The sequence below is a fragment of the Mesorhizobium sp. M0317 genome, assembly GCF_040321555.1.
In the GTDB taxonomy this organism is placed as follows: domain Bacteria; phylum Pseudomonadota; class Alphaproteobacteria; order Rhizobiales; family Rhizobiaceae; genus Mesorhizobium.
The window spans coordinates 62,049-81,679 of record NZ_JAMYRV010000013.1; the positions used below are offsets into that span (position 1 = coordinate 62,049).

Consider the following 19,631-nt stretch of genomic DNA (forward strand, 5'->3'; position numbering starts at 1 on the left):
CCTTCCTGAATTCGCGTTTGCCAGACTATGACACAAGTTCCTTGAAGATACCGTTTCCCGCCAAGAGTGTCTCGTGTGTTCCGTCTTCCACCAATTGGCCTGAGTCAAAGACCACAACCCGATCGAACATCGCCGCCATTGCCGGATTCGTCACCACCCACACAATTGCCGGCGAATGGCCGTCGCGTCCGGCTTCGTCGAGCACATTCCGCAGCACCTTGTCCTGCACGCGCTGGTCGAGCGCCGACAGCGGCCGATTGAGAATGAGGAAATCGGGACGCTTGAGCAAGGCGCGGGCAACATCGAGCTTCTGTCGCTGTCCGCCGGTCAGCCGCCTGCCGGCGGCGCCGACGTTGAAGTCCAGGCCGACATCCAGAAGCTCGGCATAAAGCCCCAGTTCGTCAAGAATATCATAGACGATGGAGCGAATACGGTCCGGCGCGTCGGGATGGTTGTTGCCGACACGCCCGAATAGGACGTTGTCCATGACGGTGGCCGCGGCGATGTATTTGGCAGGGTCAAACCGTTCGACAGCTTTCTCCAGCTCGGCCGGCAGGTTTTCATAGAACTGGTTGCGTGCAGCGATGATCTTGCTCATCAGCTCGTCGGTCAGCAGGCCGAAGCGATGCCGGGGCTCGATATAGGCAAAGCTCAACGTGACCATCATGGCGCGGTCGTTCTCCGAAACCGCATCGTAGGGGCGATTCTTGAGCCGTTGCAGCAAGGTTTCGTAGGCGGGTATCTCCTCGGCGCTCATGAAGGCGAGCTGCTGGAAGAACTGGTGTTCGGGCGGCAGGTCGGCAAACAGCTCGATCGCCTGTTCGGCGATCTCCATGCCCATTTCGTAGAGCGTGCGGTCGAGGCCGGCTTGCTTCAGCACGGAAGCAAAATAGGGATTGGACGCCAGTGCCTTGTGAGCCAGTTCGGGGCCGGCCGCAGCGCCGAAGAGCAGGTTCTGGCCGATCGTCGCTTCCTTGTTGTAGGCGCCCGGTTCAAAAGGAACCACCAGCGCGCTCAGGCCTTCTTCCTCCAACCGGGTTCGCAGCGCCGCACGCAATTCGACGATCCGCCCGGCAAGCTTCGTGTGGCGCTTGAGGTCGGCCGAAGAGCGCAAGCCTAGATCCAGAATGTCGCGCGACAGAAGAACCGCGTCGAGCACCCGGCGCACGGCTTCAAAGAGGTCGTGCGGGCCGGTGGCGCCGGCGGAGGCATAGTTGATCCAGTCGCTGCGGATATCGAGATCCGGATTGCCCGACCGGCGCGCCTCGTCGATATTCCAACGGTGCTGGTCCGCCGCGGCGCCGTCATATGTCACCGATGTCAGCGGCGCATGCTTCAACCCGTAGAGCAAATTGTCGCGCAGGCTTGCCTGGAACAGGAAAACATCCGACGAAGCGTAGGACATGCGCCGGCCGGTCACGGCTTCGGGGAGATCAAGCAAGTCATCGGAGCCCGAAACGATCCTTCCGCTGTCCGGCCAGGTCAGCCGCGCAAAGGCTTCCGCAAGCGCCTCCGCTCCCCCTGTTGCGGTGCTGACCAGCGCCACCGTCTCACCCGGCTTGACCTCGAGCGAGATGCGATTGAGGAGCATTGCGCCGCCATCGTCGGCTATGGACAGGCTGATCGCCGACAGCGGCTTGGTCATCGGATCGGGATCGTCGATCGTCAGTGCTCCGATTTCCGGCGCGATGATATTCTCGACGGTGAACTGTTCGACGACCTGCTGATATTTGACCTGGACATCCTGCCGGTCCTGATCCCAGTCGATCAGTTCCTTCATCGGTCCGGGCAAGTCCTTGTAAGCGCCGATCACGGCCACGAGCTGGCCGACATCCAACCGCCCCTGGATAACCAGATAGCCACCGATCATGTAGAACAGAAAGGGCGTGAGCTGCGCGAGAAAATTGTTGAGGAACTTTACCATGAATTTCCATTGGTAAAGATCGAAGCGGATTTTGAAGATGAGCCCGAGCCGGGCTGCTATGTCGGCGCGCTCGTAGTTCGACGTATCGTGGACGTGAACCGCGCCGATGCCGTCGACGATTTCGCCAACCCGGCCTGAAAGCGCGCGCGCCGTCAACTGCCGCTGGCGCCCCAGCACGAGCAGCCGCCGCCGCATTCGCGGGATAAGCACAATTTGGATCGCCACGATCACGACCGCTATCATTCCGAGCCAGACGTTCTGGACCATGATGAACAGCATGGCCGTCAGCGCCTGGCCGCCGAGCAGCACCGGCTGCAGGAAGGCATCGCCAATGAAGCCGCCCAGCGGCTCCACCTCGTCCTTCACCATGGTCGCCACTTCGGCGGATTTCACCCGCTTGAAGTAAATCGGCGGAAACCGCAGCACACGATCGACCAGATCGAAACGAATACGCCGCAGCATGCGTTCGCCGAGCCGGCCCTTGTAAGTGTTGATGTAGAGCTTGAACAAGCCGTTGATGACGACCAGCAAGAGGAACACAAGGCTGAGCGCAAGCAGCGTCGAGGTGCGGTCCAGTTGAAAACCGGAGAAGAACTGGACCTCGCCGATGAACGGCAGGTTATAGTGCAACCGCATGAATGGCAGGGTCGCGCCCGGTTGCTCGAACCCCTTTCCCTGGATCGGGCCGTTGACGATCAGCTTCGGCAGGTCGAACGACATGAAATACGGGACCATCGAAAGCACGACGATCATCAATATCCAGAGCTGCTGCTTCCTGGTGTGCGTCCAGATATAGCGGGCTAGGCTGGTTTCCATATGCGATTGTCAGTTTGAAGGATGCGGAATGTAAAGGCACCTGCTGGCGAATGGTGTATCGGCCATGTCTTCGCCGCCAACGACGAGCTCGAAGCGGCAGCTGCGCGCCAGCCGGATGGAGGCCGATGGTCCGGACAAATGCAATCGGCCTCCTCGGGGCAATGGCGAAACGGCTTGCGGCACAATCGCGTCCGCAAGTCGAACAGCCTTGCATGAGGCAAGATTGCGTTGTGTCGCCCGAAATCCCAACATAGAAGACGAATATGATGGATGTCACGCAACCACGCAATGCCGGCATGGATGGGCATGAGCAAGCCCTGGACCTCACGCGGGGAATTGCCGCCTATGTCGACCACCCTCTCGTGACCGGGCTGGCGCGCGTCATCGCCAAGCATCCGCAGGCCGATATCGCCAATGCCTTCAACCACAAGCAGGTCGCCTGCAAGATGTGGGCGCTTGACATGCTGTTCGAAAGCGACGGCGGCCGGTTCGAACGCATATGGGTTCTGGGTGGATGGTACGGCGTATTGCCGGCGATGCTTTTCAACGACGCCCGCTTCGACATCGGGGCGATCGACAGCATCGACATCGATCCCGAAGTCGGCGCGGTCGCCCGGACACTCAACCGGCAAGCCGGCGAGCGGTTTCAAGCACTGACGGCAGATATGTACGCACTCGACTATGGCGCCGGCCGACCCGACCTGGTGGTCAATACGAGCTGCGAACACATCGCCGATCTCAGCGCCTGGCTTGCCCTGCTTCCGCGGGGTACGAACGTGCTGCTGCAATCGAACGATTATTTCAGCGAGCCGACGCACATCAACTGCGTGGCGTCACTTGCAGCCTTCGAAGCCATGGCGGCGCTGCGGCAGATCAGGTTCTCCGGCGAATTGCCGACAAAAAATTATACACGCTTCATGCTGATTGGAACTGTTTGAAGCGCTCGCGCAGGATTTGCGCCGAGCGCCGCGCCCCTTCCAGATCGAGGCGATGCGCGGCTGGCGGCGGTCCCGCAAGCGCCTGCTCGATCGCATGCGCCAGACCTTCAGGCGTCAGGTCCTGTTCCGTCAGCACCGTTGCAAGACCGAGCTCTTCGAGCATCAGGGCGCGACGCGTCTGCTCGGTTTCCCCGCCGGCTGCAAATGGAACGAGCAGCGAGCGACACCCCGCGCGCATGACATCGCAGACCGTGTTGTAACCCGCCTGCGAGACCGACAGGCGGGCGCCGGTCAGCAGGCTGGCGAAATCCTCGCGGAACCGGAAAATGGACAGGCGTGGGGAGGCATCGCGTGAAATCGCGTCAAACTCATCCTTCGGCAGGTTTGGGCCGGTGATCAAACACCATGTCCAGGCGTTATCGGCATTTCGCGCCGCCGCGACGGTGGATCTGACAAGGCGCTTTCCGGCCGCTCCGCCGCCAACCGACACCAGAACGTCGAAGCGCTCTGAGGCCGCTTGCGCCGGCGGCGCGGCAACGAGCCCGGTGTAGGCGACCTCGGCCCTGATCGCCCCAGCCAGCGGAAATGTCTTGTCGATGGTTGCGAAAGCCGGATCGCCATGGACCATGACAAGATCGAAATGCCTGTTGACGAGATCGACCGTTTCCTCGTTTCGGCTCGGCTTCACGCGCTCCTGAAGGATGTCGCGGACGGACGCCGCCAGCAGCGGTCTGGGCGATGTCGCTTCGATGGCCTCGATCAGTGGCAAGAGTTCGAAACGCATCTGCCGGCGCCCAAAGGGAAACGCCTCGATAATGACGATGTCGGGCCTGTAATCCCGGAAAGCCTGCAGCAGCATCTCTGAGCGCCGCCTCTTGAAATCATCGTCGATGGCTTTGCCCTGCAGGTCGACAAGTCCGGAAAATCCTTCGTCACCGGAGGTGACAGGCGGCAGGGTCACGGATTTTACACCCGATCCCGGAAATCCCGCGATCGGCGCTCCGCCGGTCACGACGGTGACGTCGAACCCGTCATCGACCAGAGCCGCCGCAATGCGGCTGGCGCGCGCGAGATGGCCGATGCCGAGCAGGTGCTGAACATAGAAGAAAGCGCGCAGCCGCTTCATTCGGCGGCCCGCCACTCCCGCTCGAACAGTTCCTTGAGCTGTCCAATGCCTGCCACATGGTCGAAATTGCTTCGCACGCGCCGCTCCGCGGCGTCGCCGAGGCGGGCGCGCAGGACGGGATCGCGGATCAGGCGCTCCAGCGCCTGTGCCAGGGCAGTCGGGTTTTCCGAGGGAATCAGCAGCCCGGTTTCATCCGACGACAAAAGTTCCGGCACGCCGGAAATATCGGTCGACACGCAGGCAAGCCGCTGGCTGGCCGCCTCCACGAGCACATTCGGCAGACCGTCCCGGTCGCCATCCGCGGTGATCCTGCAGGCCAAAGCGAAGATGTCGGCGCTGCGGTAGCGCTCGAGCACCTCCTCCTGCGCCAGCGCGCCTTTCCAGGAGACGCGGCCATCCAGTCCGAGCTTTTGCGCCAGCGCCTTGAGCCGTTTCAGCTCCTCGCCGCCGCCGATATGCTCGAAACGCCACGCCAGATCGCCAGGCAAGAGGGCAAGAGCCTCCAGCAACGTATCGTAGCCTTTCTTTTCAACGGCGCGCCCGACACTCAAGATCATGACCGGTTCGGCCGGCGCCGAGCCGTCATGCTGTTTTCGCGCCTCGCCGAAACTTCCGAAGCGGTCAAGGTCGAGCCCATGATAGCTCAGATGCACGGACGAACTGCCGTTGGCGAGTTTTTTCAGACGGTCGAAGCCGGTTTTCGTGCACGTGACCGTCCAGCGCGCCGAGGAAAGCTTGCCGGCCAGATCCCAGTCCGCCGACGTCCAGATGTCCTTGGCATGGGCTGAGCAGCTCCAGGGCAAGCCACGAAGCTGGCTGGCATAGCGCGTCACAGATGCCGGCGTGTGCGCGAAATGGGCATGCAGCCAGCCCGCGTCTTGCGGCCATTCGGCCGCCAGCACCAGCGCTTGCCCGAAGCGGCGCGCGCGATTGCGGGTAAAGTCGCGGCGGATATCGGCAGCCAGCGATTTGAGCGCGCGCCAGAAGCCAGGCCGCGGCAGACAGGCAAACAGCGACCGAACCACGCGCAGCGGCTCTCTGTGCAGATATTCCGGTAGATAGTGGACGGGGGCCTTGATCTCATCATGCACGGGATGACGTTTTGCGTCGGTCGGCCGCCTGAGCGCGAAAAGTATCAGGTCGAACCCCGCACGCTCGAGACCGAGCAATTCCTGCGCGATGAAGGTTTCCGACAGCCGCGGATAGCCCTTCAGAACCACGACGATCTTGCGGTGTTGCAACTCAGTTCATGCCTTCAATGACCGAAAGGTGATGGCCGGCCCGCCGGTCGAGCAGTTCCGCGACGATTTCGGAAATATGAGGCAGCCCTTCCAGCGTCAGATGCGCATTGCTCTGCGATGGGCGGGGCCGGCCCGGCAAAACCTGCAGCGCATCGGCAAACCGCTGGGCATCCTCGGCTTCCTCAGGCAAAAGCATTTCAATGAGGCCGAGTTCGGCTGCGCGCCGTGCCCGGATCAGCTGTTCCTCGCGCGGCGTGACGCGCGGCACGATCAGCGCCGGCTTGTCGAAAGACAGTATCTCGCAATAGGTGTTGTAACCGCCCATCGCCACCACCGCCTTGGCGCCGGCAATCAGCTCTTCCATCCGGTTGTCGAATTCGATGATCTTGACATAGGGGATCTTGGCCCCCTTCCGGACCAGCTTGTTGCGCTTGCGCGCCGGCATGTAGGGCCCAAGCACGATCAGCGCCCGGTGCTGCAATCGCGAATCCTGCTGATAGGCCTCGATGACGTTGTGGATCAGGTCGGCGCCGTCACCGCCGCCACCGGTGGTAACCAGGATATAGTCGCCCTCGGGCCGGTGGCCGGGCAACTGGTTCTGCTGCAGGCTCCGTTGCAGGAAACCGACGAACTTCATCTTTGCCCTGACCGCCGGCGGCACCTCCAGGCCGGTCAGCGGATCGTAGAAATCCGGCGGGCCATAGACCCAGACCTTGTCGTAGAACAGGCCTATCTTGCGCATCACATCCCTGCGTGCCCACTCCGCTTCGAGCAAATGCGGCGCGTCCATCACCTCGCGCAGGCCAAGCACGAGCGTGGTGCCCCGCGTCTTGAGGTAGGACAGCGTATCCTCGATCTCTCCGCGCAGCCCCAGCGGTTCCTTGTCGACGATGAAGATATCCGGCCGGAAGCTCTCGGCTGTGTGGCGAATAATCGACTGCCGCATCCTGAGCGTCTCGTGCAGATCGATGTCCTTTTCCAGCGAGGTGTATTCGCCGTTGCGCAGCTTGATGACGCTGGGGATCTTCACGAAGTCGACGCGGGCGCGGTAGTCGAAGGCGCCGGCGATGGTGGCGCCCGAAATGATTAGCACCTGAAGTCCGCGGAAATCCCCGACCAGCGAATGCGCGATCGTTCGGCAACGCTGCAAATGGCCGAGCCCGAACGTGTCGTGGCTGTACATGAGAATTCGTGCGTCTTTTGCGTGCTGTGTCATTGTGAACGTCTTTTAGAATTCTCGCCGGACCGTGGGCAACCCCGCAGGCTTCGAAACCATTCTCGCGGGTCTATCGACCTGTTTTGAAACATGGGGGCGAGAGGTACGCAACGGCATTCTTCACCAGGTCACGAATGCCAGGGGCGCTGATTGTGGCGCCATGCCTTGTCTTCGCCGACGATAGACGGCCCGAGCACAAATCTCTGTCATGAGGCTTGACCCCGTGGAATTAAATGCCCTGCGGCCTGAGGCAGGCAAAGCGCACATTGCGAAAAATCAAGGGCGACCAAGGCGAAACGAGGCTGCCGCACATTGTGAGGAGAACCCGCACCTTGGGAAAATGCTTCATAATCCATCGAAACACAACGGCCGCCAGAGGCCGCACGTTGCGGCCTTTTATCCTGCCATCAGCCTTGGCCTGTGGCAAGCGTCCGGTCCTTGCACCGTTGAAGCTGGTGCAATCTCGCGTCATGCCGGCTTCCTCCGTCATGTGGAGGATAGCTGCGGCCCCAATGAGATTCGTCAGCCAGGCGACCCATTCGCCAGATCCGTCACAAAGCTTTGCGTGAACACGCCGGCCGGAAGGACGGCTACGCCAACCTTGCCCTTGTCGTCCTCGGCGTTGCCAGCAGCAGACTTGTCTCGCTGCCGGTTATCCCCGGGATGAGCCGTATCCGCCTAAGCACCGCGTCGAAATCGGTGAGCGACGCCGTTCCGAGTTCGACCACCAGGTCCCAGCGGCCATTGGTGGTGTGAATGGTCGAAACCTCGGCGAGGCCGCCGAGCGCCCGGACCACGCGGTCGGCGGCATGGCCCTCGATCTCGATCATCATCACGCCGCGTATCCGCTGGTCGACCGCGTCGGCGCGCAGCACCACCGTGTAGCCGATGATCTCGCCCGTTTTTTCCAGCCGCTCCATGCGCGCCCTGACCGTGGCGCGCGACACCCCGAGATCGACCGCGAGATCGGAGATGCTGCGCCGGGCATCATGCCTGAGCAGCGTGACCAGCCTTTCGTCGAGCAAGTCCATGATACTATCCAATTTGACCAAACTGACTTATCGAATTGATAAATCATTCTTCTCGAAATGCCAATTTCGCCTGTTCAAACTGCCGGTCCAGGATGGTTCATTCCACGCATCAATTGCCCAATCAATTTGCAAGGACACCAAAAACCATGCGCTGCAGGATCGTTGGCGCGCCGGTGCAGGACGGCGCCGGCAGGATGGGATGCGAGATGGGGCCGAGCGCGCTGCGCACGGCCGGGCTTGTCTCGGTGCTGTCGGAACTCGGCCACGAGGTCGAGGACTGGGGCGCGGTGCAACCGGCCGCCGTGCGCGCAATCGTCCACGGCAATCTCGCGCTGAAGGCCCTGCCGGAGATTTCCGCCTGGACGGCGGCAATTGCCGAGACCGCCTATGCGGCTTCGCGAGACGCCATGCCGATCTTCCTTGGCGGCGACCACGCGATATCGGCCGGCACGGTGTCGGGCATAGCCCGCCGCGCCGCCGAACGCGGCCGGCCGCTCTTCGTGCTGTGGCTCGACGCACATCCCGATTTCCACACGCTCGATACCACCGTCAGCGGCAATCTGCACGGCGTGCCGCTCGCCTATGCCAGCGGCCGGCCGGGCTTCAACGGTTATTTCCCGGACCTGCCTGTCGCCGTCGATCCTGCCCACATCTGCGTCATGGGCCTGCGCAGCGTCGATCCGGCGGAGCACCGGGCACTGAGCGAAGCGGGCGTGACCGTGCACGACATGCGCACCATTGACGAGCACGGCGTTGCGCCTTTGCTGCGCGCCTTCCTGGCCATCGTCGAAAAGGCAAACGGCCTACTGCATGTCAGCCTCGACGTCGACTTCCTCGACCCCTCCATCGCGCCGGCCGTCGGCACCCCCGTGCCCGGCGGCGCCACTTTTCGCGAGGCGCATCTGGTGATGGAGATGCTGTCCGACAGCGGCCTGGTCTCCAGCCTCGATCTGGTCGAGCTCAACCCGTTCCTCGACGAGCGCGGCCGCACCGCCACGCTGATTGTCGACCTCGCCGCCAGCCTGATGGGCCGGCGCATCATGGACCGCCCGACCCGCAGCCATTCCGGAAGCATTGCATGACCCAGCCTTCCCGCCTTGCCATCGTCCCCTTCGTCAGCGTCGACCGCATGATGAAGCTGGTGCTGACCATCGGCGTCGAGCGGTTCCTCACCGAACTCGCCGCCTATATCGAGGAGGATTTTCGCCGCTGGGAGCTGTTCGACAAGACGCCGCGCATCGCCTCGCACAGCCATGACGGCGTCATCGAACTGATGCCGACCAGCGACGGCCGGCTATACGGCTTCAAATATGTCAACGGCCATCCCAAGAACATGCGCGAGGGGCGCCAGACCGTCACCGCCTTCGGCGTGCTCGCCGATGTCGGCTCCGGCTATCCGATGCTGCTCACCGAAATGACGATCCTGACGGCGCTGCGCACCGCGGCGACCTCCGCTGTCGCGGCCAAATATCTGGCGCCGAAAGGCGCGCGCTCGATGGCCATCATCGGCAATGGCGCCCAGTCCGAATTCCAGGCTGTCGCCTTCAAAGCGCTGCTCGGCATCGACCGGCTGCGGCTCTACGACATCGACCGCTCGGCTTCGGAAAAATGCGCCCGCAACCTCGCCGGCAAAGGCTTTGACATCACCATCTGCGCCACCGGCCAGGATGCTGTGGAAGGAGTCGACATCATCACCACGGTGACCGCCGACAAGCTGTCCGCCACCATTCTGACCGACAACATGGTCGGTTCCGGCGTGCACATCAACGCGGTCGGCGGCGACTGCCCCGGCAAGACGGAACTGCACCGCGACATCCTTTTGCGCTCCGACATCTTCGTCGAGTTCTCGCCGCAGACGCGCATCGAGGGCGAAATCCAGCAGCTCCACGCCGACCATCCGGTGACCGAGTTGTGGCAGGTGATGACCGGCAAGGCGGAAGGCCGCAAGACGGCGGAACAGATCACCTTGTTCGATTCCGTCGGCTTCGCCACCGAGGATTTTTCCGCACTGCGCTATATCAGAGACCAGCTTCAGGCCACCGGCCTCTACGAGGAGCTCGACCTGCTCGCCGATCCCGACGAGCCGCGCGACCTCTTCGGCATGCTGCTCAGGGCAGCGCTGCAGCCGGCAGCCGCCTGAGGGGCTTCAGCCGCGCAACGGCGCGCAGCTCTCCCGTTCGACGAGCACCGGGGTGAGCACTTCGCGGCGCGAATGCGCCGCCGGCTCGGCAACCCGCTCGAGCAGCAGGCTGACCGCCCGCGTGCCGATCTTCTCGACCGGCTGTGCGATCGTCGTCAGTGGCGGCCAGGTGGTGACGGCATAGGGTATGTCGTCGAAGCCGATCATCGACATGTCGCCGGGGACCCGCAATCCGCGCCCGCGCAGCACTGTCAGCGCGCCCATGGCCATCAGATCGTTACAGGCAAACAGCGCCGTGATCCCCGGCGCCTGCGCCATCAGCCGCTCCATCGCCATGCGGCCGCCGGCGAAGTGGTAGTCGGAATCCACCACCGAGGCCGGCGGCAGGTCGAGGCCGGCTTCCTGCAGCGCCCTGGCGAAGCCGCGCAGGCGGGCGGGGCTGGAGCTGGAATCGCGCGGGCCGCCGATGACGCCGATCTTCTCGTGACCGAGCCCGGCCAGATAGCGGCCGGCGAGATAGCCGCCATAATCGTGATCGACCAGCACGGAATCGACATTGACCGAATGGATCTCGCGGTCGAGCAGCACCGCCGGCACGCCGGGCAGAAGGCTGGAGAACACCCGCGCATGATCGGACGAGCCGGCAAAGATCAGCCCGTCGATCTGCTTGGCCATCAGCACCTGGAGGTAGCGCTCCTCCTTCTCGGCGCTGCCGTCGGAGTTGCACAGGATCACCGTATAGCCGGCAAGGAAGCCGGCATCCTCGATCTGGCGTGCCACGCCGGCGAAGAACGGATTGGAATTGTCCGGCAGCAGCAGGCCGATGGTCTTGGTCTCGCCGCGCCTCAGGCTGCGCGCCAGCGTGTTCGGACTGTAGCGCAAGGCGGCGATGGCCGAATGCACGCGCTCGGCCGTCTCCGGCTCGACATGGCGCGTGCGGTTCATCACATGCGAGACGGTTGCGACCGACACTCCGGCATGGCGCGCGACATCGGCAATCGTCGTCATTTCTTGTCCCCTAGTGCATGTCGCCCGGAGTGTCCGGCGGATCTGGGAAAATGACATCCATAAAACAAAAACCAAAAAGCGCGACGCGCTTTATCGGATCACCCTCAACAGCTTTTCCCGATAGGCGTCCAGGATGACGGCAAGCACAATGACAAGGCCTAGCACGATCGGCTTGAAAATTGTCGCCGACGCCGAGCAGCTCGTAGCGAACGCCGGCGACCGGGCCACCGATGTTGACGCAACAGATAGACCATGGCGACGATGCCGGCGCGTTCTCCCTTCCGCCGGAGCGCTGTATCCTTCTCAGCCCAGTGATTCCCGCAGACAGGAAACCTTCATGAATGGCCTGACGCCCATACTTTCCACCGTGACCGCCTCGTTCCTTGCCTCCTTCGTCGAAGTGGTCGAGGCCTTCACCATCGTGCTGGCGGTAGGCGTGACCCGCAGCTGGCGGCCAGCGCTGACAGGCGCGGCGCTGGCGCTGGCGGTGCTGGCGGCTCTGGTGCTGGCCTTCGGACCGCTGCTGGCGCTGATTCCCATTGCGGTGCTGCAGTTCGTCGTCGGCGTGCTCCTAGTCCTGTTTGGCATGCGCTGGTTGAGAAAGGCCATTTTGCGCAGTGTCGGCGTCATCGCCCTGCATGACGAGGACGCGGCCTTTTCAAAGGAAACCGCCGCTTTGCAGCAGCAGGCCAATGACCGCCGCGCCGATTATCTGGCCGGGCTCGCGGCCTTCAAGGCGGTGCTGCTCGAAGGTGTCGAGGTGGTGTTCATCGTCATTGCCGTCGGCGCCGCGCATGCACAGATCTTCTATGCCAGCCTTGGCGCGTTGGCAGCCTTCGTCCTGGTAACGATCATCGGCCTTGCGGTGCACAGGCCGCTGGCGCGGGTGCCGGAAAACGCGCTCAAATTCGCCGTCGGCCTGATGTTGACAAGCTTCGGCATTTTCTGGACCGGCGAAGGCCTGGGCACCGACTGGCCGGGCGCCGATCTGGCGCTGCTGGCCATCTTCGCAATCATCGCCGTCGCGTGCTTCGCCATGGTGCGCTGGTTGCGCGCCAGCTACCCCAAGGCTGCACAAGGAGTTGCTCGATGAACGTCGTCCGCCTCATTCTAAAGGAGCTCGTCGGCATGTTCATCGACGACGGCAGCCTTGCGACGCTGGCGCTGCTGTTGATCGTAGCGATTGCCGCGGCAGTGAAGCTGCTGGCGTTGCCGCCGCTTGCCGGCGGCGTCCTGCTTCTGCCCGGCTGCCTCGTCATCCTGCTCTACAGCGTGCGCCGCGCGGCACGGCGCTCCGGTCAGTAGAGGGTGAAAAACACCGGCAGCATGCCGCTGATCCGCAACTGCTCAATCGTCTCGATGGCCGGGAACAGCGCCAGGAAATAGAGCCCGTCCGTGAATGTCCGCCGCAACGCCTTTGTCGAGAACCGGCGTTCGGCTTGATCGTGAAACAGCAGCGGGTTCGGCCAGAAAGGCGGCGTGCGTTCGGCATAGACGCTGTAGGCGGGGCCGAACTTTCCAAACAGGAACTCGGCTTCCTTGCGCACCGTCACCCGGAACACCAGGTAGCTCACCAGAGCCAGCGCCGCCGCCACCAGCACCGAGCCGTACATCAACCCGACGCCCGCCGCGCCGACCGTGGAAAAGAAGTAGAGCGGGTTCCGGCTCATCGAGAACGGGCCGATGGTGACCAGCTCGTCGTTCTTCCTTCCGCCGACATAGAGAATGCTCCACAGACGGCCAAGGAAGCAGACCAGCACGAAGCCGATGCCCAGCGCCTCAATGTATTCGTGCCCGTCCGAGCCTTCGACGAGAAAGGGCTTGGTGAACAGCAACAGCATGACGGCGAGGGCTGCCGCCACTTGTATGACGAGCAGGCGCTTGTGCTGGTCGAACGCCTTCGCTGCCGGCTTGGGGGGAGCGTAGCTCATCATAGTTCCTGCACCCCGGCAGGGCTCATAGCGCCGGTGTCTCGCCACCCACTAGCGAGACGGCGGCCGACTATCTGGCCGTCAATCTTGGCTTCGGACTGACCGTCACCTCGCTGATCATGACCGGCATCCTTGTCGTCGCGCTGGCGCTGCAATTCGCGCAGAAGCGTTATGTGCCATGCCTATTGGCTGGCGGTGGTGCTGATCAGCGTCGTCGGCACCTTGATCACCGACAATCTGGTCGACAATTTGGGCGTCCGTCTGCAAACCACCACGATTGCCTTGGGCGATGTCCATACTTGGGCAAAGCCGGTATTCATCGTTCTGATCTGCATTCATGCCGGTGCGGCACTCTTCCATCATTTTATTCTGAAAGACGCCGTGCTGCGCAGGATGCTTGTCCCTGCGCGCGATCCGGTCGGATGACACTTATGGACATGTGCAACGACCACGAGCGACCAGGCGCCGGCGGATATTCTAGGAACGGACCGCCGCCGGTGCTAGCATGCCGCTCTGGCAAAGCCTCGGCAACAGACCGGAACAGAGATGCGACTTCTCCTTGTTGAGGATGACCCCAGGACCGCAGACTATGTCGTCAAGGGCCGGAGCGAAGCCGGGCATGTCTGCGATCTGCTGCGCGACGGGCATGACGCGCTGTTTGCCGCGACACGCGACGCCTATGACGTGATCGTCGTCGACCGCATGCTGCCCGGCCTCGACGGCCTGTCGATGATCAAGGCGGTGCGGGCGGCGGGCGTGCGCACGCCGGCGATCTTTCTAACCTCGGTCGGCGGCGTCGACGACAGGGTTGAAGGGCTCGAGGCCGGCGGCGACGACTATCTCGTCAAGCCATTCGCCTTTTCCGAACTGCTCGCCCGCATCAACGCGCTCGGCCGTCGCCCTGCGGTGCAGGAGCTGAAGACGACGCTGCGCATCGCAGACCTCGAAATGGACCTGATCCAGCGCCGCGTCACCAGGCAGGGCCAGGCGATCGACCTGCAGCCGCGCGAATTCAGCCTGCTCGAAGTGCTGATGCGCGGCGAGGGCCGCGTCATCACCCGCACCATGCTTCTGGAACGGGTCTGGGATTTTCACTTCGACCCCAAGACCAGCGTCGTCGAAACCCATATCAGCCGGCTGCGCGCCAAGATCGACAGGCCGTTCGAAACCGCGTTGATCCACACCGTGCGCAACACTGGCTACAGTGTTCACGACTGAGGCGCGGCATGACAGAAACTTGCCATGACTGAAGCTTGCCATGACTGAAACGCACTATGACTGAGACAGGCTCTCGCCTGCTGCGCAGCACGCCGTTTCGGCTGGCCCTGACCTTCGCCTTGCTGTTCGTGCTCGCCTTCATCCTGTCAGGCGCCATCGTCTACCAGCTGATGAGCGCGGATCTTGCCGAGCAGCTCGACCAGTCGGTCAAGGAGACCTATTCGGTCGTGGCGGTGACCTATGCCGGAAACGACCGGGAGGATCTGGTTTCGGCAGTCGACAGCCACGCCGCGCTCAGCCCGAGCAAGGAACAGCTGTTCTCGCTCACCGATCCCGCCGGCAATCGTCTGGCCGGGAATTTCACCGCCGCCGACCTTCCCGATGGCTTTTCGGATTTTGCCGCTTCCCTGCCAGGCGTTGCGCCGGACACTATGTACCGCGCCTGGACCGGTTCGGTCGGGCCCAACAGCCTGACAATCGCCTTCTCGCTCTCCGAAACCGAGGAGCTGGAACGCATCGTTTTGATGAGCTTCGGCTGGGCCACCCTGATCATTTCAGGGCTGGCGGTGGCTGGCGGCGCCTTGCTGGCGTCGCGTGTGCAGCGTCGCCTCGACGGCATTGCCACCACCATGGACGATGTCTCCAACGGCCGGCTCGACGCCCGCATTCCACTGCTCGGCAATGGCGACGACATTGACGGCGTCTCGCGCCAGGTCAACGCCGCGCTGGAGCGGCTGGCGGCGCTGGTGGACGGCATGCGCCAGGTCAGCGCCGACATCGCGCATGATCTGAAGACGCCGCTCAACCGGCTGCAGATGATTTTGGAAGCTGCGGCCGACAGGACCGCGCGGGGTGAGGCCGTTGCCGATGAGCTGGCGGAGGCACGTGGGGAAAGCCTGCAGATCAACGATACTTTCGATGCGCTGTTGCGTATTGCCCAGATCGAGGCCGGCGCCCGCAAGTCGCGCTTTGTCGATCTCGACCTCACCGGCGTCATCGATGCCATTGCCGAAATCTACGCCGGTGTCGCCGAGGATGACGGCAAGTCGCTGTCGGCCACGATCGTCCACGGCACCCCATGCCTGGTCCACGGCGACCGCGACCTGCTGACGCAATTGTTTGCCAATCTGGTTGAGAACGCGCTGCGGCATTGCCCCGATGGCACGGCAATCCTTCTATCGGTGCGGCGGCAAGGCGACCGCATTCTGGCTGAGGTCGCCGACAATGGCCCCGGCATCCCGGCGCAGGAGCGCGAAAAAGTGTTCCAGCGGCTCTACCGGCTGGACTCCAGCCGCACCACGCCCGGCAGCGGCCTGGGCCTCAGCCTTGTGCGGGCCATCGCCGACCTGCATGGTGCAACGATTGCGCTGGAGGATCGCCGGCCTGGGCTGGCGGTAATTGTCGGGTTTCCTCGGGCGGAGGGCACCGGTCCCGGCTTGAAATGACAACGCCAGAGCCAGGTCGACCCCACTCCGTCGAGCGAAGCAGCGACGGAGTGGGGGAAGGCGCTCATGAAACGCCAAGTCGCTGACAACTTTCTCCAAGTTGATGATCGCATCCGACAAAGGCGGTCGCGATTAGCCTTGCACATGTTTCCACCCGGAACGGCTGCGGGTTGATCAAGATGACCGTTGAACCTATCGGCCCACCGCACCCCGGCGAAAATCCGAGGGCGACATCCCTGCCAGCTTGCGGAAGGATTTGTTGAAGGCGCTGAGCGAGCCGAAGCCTGAATCCATGGCGACGCGCAGCACATTGGCGTCTTCATGCATCAGCAGCGCCTGCGCGTAGCTCAGCCGCAGCAGATTCATATATTCGTTGAGCGTCATGCCGGTCGATTTCTTGAAAATGCTCATGGCGTATTTGGGATGGATGTCGGCCGCCGCCGCGATGTCGACGCAGTCTATGTCGTAGAGGAAATTCTCGGCGATGAAGTCGCACATGCGACCGACATTGCGCAGCGATTGCTGGTCGAACGGGCCGCCGGGTTCCTGGCCGATGGCGGTTTCCGGCACCAGCCGGTAGGGCTCGAAACGCACCCGCTCCAACCGCAGCAGCAGCTCGTTCACGGCGTGCTCGGTTATCGCCGCATCGCCCGAGCGGAAATAGCGGTTCCAGCGCTCGAAATTGTGATGGTCGGCCTGGTCGGTCGCCGATGTCACCAGCGTGGCGCCGGTCATCAGCCGGTGGCGGACATCCGTCGGCAGGTGCAGGCGGAAGAAATGCACCAGCGGCAGATGCGCGCCGGCATAGATGGCGTCGTCGGAGAGATCGTCCATCTGGTGCGGCAGCCCGCCCCAGAACAGGCACATGTCGCCCGCCGTGAGCGCGATCTCGTGCTCGTTCATGCGGTAGTGCACGCTGCCGCGGACGATGAAATTGACCTCGACCTGGGCATGCCAATGCGGCTTCAGCATCACCAGCGGATGGTTGTGAAACATCTGCAAAGCCATCGGCAGGCCTTCGACGCTGCTGGCGCCAGGCTGGTAAAACGGCCGTTCCGGCATCTTACTTTCCGCCCATCTTTTATTCCCGTTGTCAGGGACAAGCCTTCCGCGCCGCCTAGTCTAGCCATGCTCGCGAAGAGAGAGCAAATGAAATGGGAGGATTTCAATGCGCACGACACTGATCTGTGCCGCGCTGGCGCTTGGCCTGGGCTCAACCCCGGCTTTGGCGCAGTCCGGCGAAATCACGATCTGGAGCTGGAATATCGCCGCTTCGTCGCTGAAGGCGACGGTGGCCGGCTTCAACAAACAGCATCCCGACGTCAAGGTCACCGTTCAGGATCTCGGCAACCAGCCGACCTATGACAAGTCGATCGCCGGCTGTGCAGCCGGCGGCGTCGGCCTGCCCGATATCGTCTCGATCGAAAACGGCGAGGCCGAGAATTACTGGAGCCAGTTCCCCGATTGCTTCGTCGATTTGCACACGCTGGGCTACACCGCCGACGACCAGAAGAAATTCCCGGATTTCAAGCGCACCGAACTGGAGGTCGGCGACAAGGCCTACGCCATGCCGTGGGATTCCGGCCCGGTCGCCGCCTTCTACCGCCGCGACTTCTACGAGAAGGCCGGCGTCGATCCGGTCTCGATCAAGACCTGGGACGATTTCATCGCCGCCGGCAAGAAGGTCCAGGCCGCCAATCCCGGCGTCACCATGACCAATGCCGATTTCAACGGCGACACCGAATTCTTCCGCATGATTTCCAACGAACAGGGCTGCGGCTATTTCGCCGCCGATGGGCAGTCGATCACCGTCAACCAGCCGAAATGCGTCGACACGCTGGCCAAGATCAAGGACATGAAGGACGCCGGCATCATCTCGTCGGCCGACTGGGGCACCAAGATCACCAACAACACCGCCGGCACCGTCGCCACCCAGGTCTATGGCGGCTGGTATGAGGGCACCATCCGCACCGAATCCGCCGGCGAAAACGGCAAATGGGGTGTCTATCTGATGCCGAGCCTGACCGCCGACGGCCCGCGCGCCGCCAATCTCGGAGGCTCGTCGCTCGCCATCACCTCAGCCTCGAAGAACAAGGAGGCCGCCTACGCCTATCTGAAATACACGCTCGAGACCAATGAAGGCCAGATCACCATGCTCAGGGATTTCGGCCTGGTGCCGTCACTGATCTCGGCCCTCGACGACCCCTACGTCTCGCAGGGCCTGCCCTATTGGGGCGGCCAGGCAGTGTGGAAGGACATTCTCGCCACGCTGCCCAAGGTGGTGCCGAGCCGCGGCACGCCGTTCCAGAGCGACGCCGAAATCATCATGCGCGCCGTGCAGACCAAATATCTCGGCGGCGGCTATCCCGATGCCAAGGCCGCCCTCGACGACGCCGCCAGCCAGATCGCTTCGGCGACGGGACTGCCGATCAAGTGACCAAGGCGGTGATGCTGGCGGGCCAGATATAGGGCAATTTGCCGGACTGTTGGCGCTGCCCCTCACCTGCCTGCCGGCATCCTCTCCCCGTATAGTGACGGAGAGGGGGACGCTCTCGCCCAACAGTTCGCCAATCGCCGGCGGCGTCCCAACAAGCCCCTTCTCCCCGTCACTATACGGGGAGAAGGTCCCGGCAGGGGGATGAGGGGCGGCGCCAAGCCTTAATAATTGACGCCGGCTAACAACACGCCGGATATCAGCCGGGAAAGAGGAAGGAGGAGGAACCATGCGCTACCAGAACGCCACGGCCTATCGCTTCCTCACGCCCTACCTCCTGATCTTCGCCATCTTCTGGGTGTGGCCGATCATCTCCTCGTTCATGATTTCCTTCCAGGCGACGCGCACGGTGCCCTGGCGCTTTGCGCCGACGTTCAACTGGGGCCGCCTGATCGGCGACCCCGCTTTCTTCAACGCGCTGAAGAACACGCTGCTCATCCTCGTGATCCAGGTGCCGGTGATGATCTCGCTGGCGATCATCATGGCGGTGCTGCTGAACTCGCCGCTGCTGAAAGCACGTGGCCTCTACCGCTTCGCCTTCTTCGCTCCGGTGGTGGTCGGCGAGGTCGCCTATTCCGCCGTGTTCCGGCTGATGTTCAATCTCGATTTCGGCATCATCAACAAATTGCTCGCCGGCGTCGGCCTGTCCAAGATCGACTGGTTCTCCAACGTCACACCGGCCATGGCGCTGATCATGATCGCGGTAACCTGGCGCTGGGCCGGCTACAACGCCATCATCCTGCTCGCCGGCCTGCAGTCGATCCCCGAGGACGTCTATGAAGCAGCGACGCTCGACCGCGTCAGCAAGCTCAAGCAGTTCTTCTACATAACGCTGCCGCTGCTCAAGCCGGTCATCGTGTTTTGCGCGGTGCTGTCGATCATCGGCACCATGCAGCTTTTCACCGAACCGTTCCTGATCACCGAGCGCGGCGGTCCCGGCGGCGGCACCGAGACGCTCGGCCTCTTGCTTTACCGCCAGGGCTTCCGTTCGCTCAATTTCGGCTATGCCTCGGCCGTCGCCTACACCATGGCGGGCTTGGCAATCGCCATCACGCTGGTGCAGCTGTGGCTGACACGAGAGCCGAAATGAGAGGGGCGCCGAA

Annotated in this window: 17 protein-coding genes and 2 pseudogenes; 10 read left to right on the forward strand and 9 right to left on the reverse strand. The window is 62.9% G+C overall.

What is annotated here, in order from left to right:
- Positions 1-25: 25 nt before the first annotated feature.
- Positions 26-2,740 carry an ABC transporter transmembrane domain-containing protein gene (locus tag NKI88_RS12350; RefSeq protein WP_023818371.1) on the reverse strand — a complete coding sequence of 905 codons (2,715 nt, stop codon included), beginning with the start codon at positions 2,738-2,740 and terminating at the stop codon, positions 26-28.
- A gap of 266 nt (positions 2,741-3,006) precedes the next feature.
- On the opposite strand from NKI88_RS12350, the gene NKI88_RS12355 reads away from it, so the two are divergent.
- The gene (locus NKI88_RS12355; RefSeq protein ID WP_352655395.1) at positions 3,007-3,678 is read left to right on the forward strand and encodes a class I SAM-dependent methyltransferase; all 672 of its coding nucleotides are present in this window, start codon (positions 3,007-3,009) and stop codon (positions 3,676-3,678) included.
- Here the strand turns inward: NKI88_RS12355 and NKI88_RS12360 are convergent.
- The 4 genes from NKI88_RS12360 to NKI88_RS12375 form a co-directional block, all read right to left on the reverse strand.
- Positions 3,656-4,804: a glycosyltransferase family protein gene (locus NKI88_RS12360; protein ID WP_352655348.1), complete on the reverse strand. Its 1,149-nt coding sequence runs from the start codon at positions 4,802-4,804 to the stop codon at positions 3,656-3,658. The genes NKI88_RS12355 and NKI88_RS12360 overlap by 23 nt on opposite strands.
- Positions 4,801-6,045 (reverse strand): glycosyltransferase, encoded by a 1,245-nt coding sequence (locus NKI88_RS12365; protein ID WP_352655350.1) that lies wholly within the window; start codon positions 6,043-6,045, stop codon positions 4,801-4,803. Before NKI88_RS12365 ends, NKI88_RS12360 begins: the two co-directional genes overlap by 4 nt.
- Position 6,046: 1 nt before the next feature.
- Positions 6,047-7,261, reverse strand: coding sequence for a glycosyltransferase family protein (locus NKI88_RS12370; RefSeq protein ID WP_023827409.1), 1,215 nt, complete (start codon positions 7,259-7,261; stop codon positions 6,047-6,049).
- 590 nt (positions 7,262-7,851) lie between these two features.
- On the reverse strand, positions 7,852-8,292 hold the full coding sequence (locus tag NKI88_RS12375) for an Lrp/AsnC family transcriptional regulator (RefSeq protein WP_023685065.1): 441 nt from the start codon (positions 8,290-8,292) through the stop codon (positions 7,852-7,854).
- 146 nt (positions 8,293-8,438) lie between these two features.
- Between NKI88_RS12375 and rocF the strand changes: the two genes are divergently transcribed.
- Together rocF and ocd are read left to right on the forward strand one after the other, a co-directional pair.
- A complete protein-coding gene (rocF, locus tag NKI88_RS12380; RefSeq protein ID WP_352655352.1) occupies positions 8,439-9,374 on the forward strand; it encodes an arginase in 936 nt (311 codons plus the stop codon).
- Positions 9,371-10,432, forward strand: a complete 1,062-nt coding sequence (ocd, locus tag NKI88_RS12385; RefSeq protein WP_023692901.1) for an ornithine cyclodeaminase — start codon at positions 9,371-9,373, stop codon at positions 10,430-10,432. Before rocF ends, ocd begins: the two co-directional genes overlap by 4 nt.
- A 6-nt stretch (positions 10,433-10,438) precedes the next feature.
- Here ocd and NKI88_RS12390 read toward each other — a convergent pair whose 3' ends face one another.
- Both NKI88_RS12390 and NKI88_RS12395 read right to left on the reverse strand, forming a co-directional pair.
- Positions 10,439-11,440 (reverse strand): LacI family DNA-binding transcriptional regulator, encoded by a 1,002-nt coding sequence (locus NKI88_RS12390; protein ID WP_352655354.1) that lies wholly within the window; start codon positions 11,438-11,440, stop codon positions 10,439-10,441.
- A 90-nt stretch (positions 11,441-11,530) separates the two neighbouring features.
- Positions 11,531-11,718, reverse strand: a pseudogene (locus NKI88_RS12395) (ABC transporter permease); the annotation flags it as partial.
- Between the two features lie 59 nt (positions 11,719-11,777).
- Here NKI88_RS12395 and NKI88_RS12400 point away from each other — a divergent pair.
- Positions 11,778-12,533: a COG4280 domain-containing protein gene (locus NKI88_RS12400; RefSeq protein WP_352655356.1), complete on the forward strand. Its 756-nt coding sequence runs from the start codon at positions 11,778-11,780 to the stop codon at positions 12,531-12,533.
- The gene (locus NKI88_RS12405) at positions 12,530-12,745 is read left to right on the forward strand and encodes a hypothetical protein (RefSeq protein ID WP_023672157.1); all 216 of its coding nucleotides are present in this window, start codon (positions 12,530-12,532) and stop codon (positions 12,743-12,745) included. The genes NKI88_RS12400 and NKI88_RS12405 overlap by 4 nt, the downstream gene beginning before the upstream one ends.
- Here the strand turns inward: NKI88_RS12405 and NKI88_RS12410 are convergent.
- A complete protein-coding gene (locus tag NKI88_RS12410) occupies positions 12,739-13,371 on the reverse strand; it encodes a methyltransferase family protein (protein WP_023715721.1) in 633 nt (210 codons plus the stop codon). The genes NKI88_RS12405 and NKI88_RS12410 overlap by 7 nt on opposite strands.
- A 56-nt stretch (positions 13,372-13,427) precedes the next feature.
- Here NKI88_RS12410 and NKI88_RS12415 point away from each other — a divergent pair.
- The 3 genes and pseudogenes from NKI88_RS12415 to NKI88_RS12425 all read left to right on the forward strand — a co-directional run.
- Positions 13,428-13,797 (forward strand): annotated as a pseudogene (locus tag NKI88_RS12415) (hypothetical protein); the annotation flags it as partial.
- Between the two features lie 120 nt (positions 13,798-13,917).
- Positions 13,918-14,589: a winged helix-turn-helix domain-containing protein gene (locus NKI88_RS12420; RefSeq protein WP_352655358.1), complete on the forward strand. Its 672-nt coding sequence runs from the start codon at positions 13,918-13,920 to the stop codon at positions 14,587-14,589.
- Positions 14,590-14,645: 56 nt separating this feature from the next.
- Positions 14,646-16,034, forward strand: coding sequence for a HAMP domain-containing sensor histidine kinase (locus NKI88_RS12425; RefSeq protein ID WP_023692904.1), 1,389 nt, complete (start codon positions 14,646-14,648; stop codon positions 16,032-16,034).
- Positions 16,035-16,226: 192 nt separating this feature from the next.
- On the opposite strand, the gene NKI88_RS12430 is transcribed toward NKI88_RS12425, so the two are convergent.
- Positions 16,227-17,096, reverse strand: a complete 870-nt coding sequence (locus tag NKI88_RS12430; protein WP_023831916.1) for a helix-turn-helix domain-containing protein — start codon at positions 17,094-17,096, stop codon at positions 16,227-16,229.
- Between the two features lie 106 nt (positions 17,097-17,202).
- Between NKI88_RS12430 and NKI88_RS12435 the strand changes: the two genes are divergently transcribed.
- Both NKI88_RS12435 and NKI88_RS12440 read left to right on the forward strand, forming a co-directional pair.
- Positions 17,203-18,471 (forward strand): ABC transporter substrate-binding protein, encoded by a 1,269-nt coding sequence (locus NKI88_RS12435; protein ID WP_352655361.1) that lies wholly within the window; start codon positions 17,203-17,205, stop codon positions 18,469-18,471.
- Positions 18,472-18,757: 286 nt separating this feature from the next.
- Positions 18,758-19,618 (forward strand): carbohydrate ABC transporter permease, encoded by an 861-nt coding sequence (locus NKI88_RS12440; RefSeq protein ID WP_352513600.1) that lies wholly within the window; start codon positions 18,758-18,760, stop codon positions 19,616-19,618.
- Positions 19,619-19,631 lie beyond the last annotated feature (13 nt).

What these genes read in the sequence shown, in the direction of transcription:
- NKI88_RS12350 (WP_023818371.1), bottom strand. Translation starts at nt 2,740, where the DNA reads ATGGAAACCAGCCTAGCCCGCTATATCTGGACGCACACCAGGAAGCAG.
- NKI88_RS12355 (WP_352655395.1), top strand. Translation starts at nt 3,007, where the DNA reads ATGGATGTCACGCAACCACGCAATGCCGGCATGGATGGGCATGAGCAA.
- NKI88_RS12360 (WP_352655348.1), bottom strand. Translation starts at nt 4,804, where the DNA reads ATGAAGCGGCTGCGCGCTTTCTTCTATGTTCAGCACCTGCTCGGCATC.
- NKI88_RS12370 (WP_023827409.1), bottom strand. Translation starts at nt 7,261, where the DNA reads ATGACACAGCACGCAAAAGACGCACGAATTCTCATGTACAGCCACGAC.
- NKI88_RS12375 (WP_023685065.1), bottom strand. Translation starts at nt 8,292, where the DNA reads ATGGACTTGCTCGACGAAAGGCTGGTCACGCTGCTCAGGCATGATGCC.
- rocF (WP_352655352.1), top strand. Translation starts at nt 8,439, where the DNA reads ATGCGCTGCAGGATCGTTGGCGCGCCGGTGCAGGACGGCGCCGGCAGG.
- ocd (WP_023692901.1), top strand. Translation starts at nt 9,371, where the DNA reads ATGACCCAGCCTTCCCGCCTTGCCATCGTCCCCTTCGTCAGCGTCGAC.
- NKI88_RS12390 (WP_352655354.1), bottom strand. Translation starts at nt 11,440, where the DNA reads ATGACGACGATTGCCGATGTCGCGCGCCATGCCGGAGTGTCGGTCGCA.
- NKI88_RS12400 (WP_352655356.1), top strand. Translation starts at nt 11,778, where the DNA reads ATGAATGGCCTGACGCCCATACTTTCCACCGTGACCGCCTCGTTCCTT.
- NKI88_RS12405 (WP_023672157.1), top strand. Translation starts at nt 12,530, where the DNA reads ATGAACGTCGTCCGCCTCATTCTAAAGGAGCTCGTCGGCATGTTCATC.
- NKI88_RS12410 (WP_023715721.1), bottom strand. Translation starts at nt 13,371, where the DNA reads ATGAGCTACGCTCCCCCCAAGCCGGCAGCGAAGGCGTTCGACCAGCAC.
- NKI88_RS12420 (WP_352655358.1), top strand. Translation starts at nt 13,918, where the DNA reads ATGCGACTTCTCCTTGTTGAGGATGACCCCAGGACCGCAGACTATGTC.
- NKI88_RS12425 (WP_023692904.1), top strand. Translation starts at nt 14,646, where the DNA reads ATGACTGAGACAGGCTCTCGCCTGCTGCGCAGCACGCCGTTTCGGCTG.
- NKI88_RS12430 (WP_023831916.1), bottom strand. Translation starts at nt 17,096, where the DNA reads ATGCCGGAACGGCCGTTTTACCAGCCTGGCGCCAGCAGCGTCGAAGGC.
- NKI88_RS12435 (WP_352655361.1), top strand. Translation starts at nt 17,203, where the DNA reads ATGCGCACGACACTGATCTGTGCCGCGCTGGCGCTTGGCCTGGGCTCA.
- NKI88_RS12440 (WP_352513600.1), top strand. Translation starts at nt 18,758, where the DNA reads ATGCGCTACCAGAACGCCACGGCCTATCGCTTCCTCACGCCCTACCTC.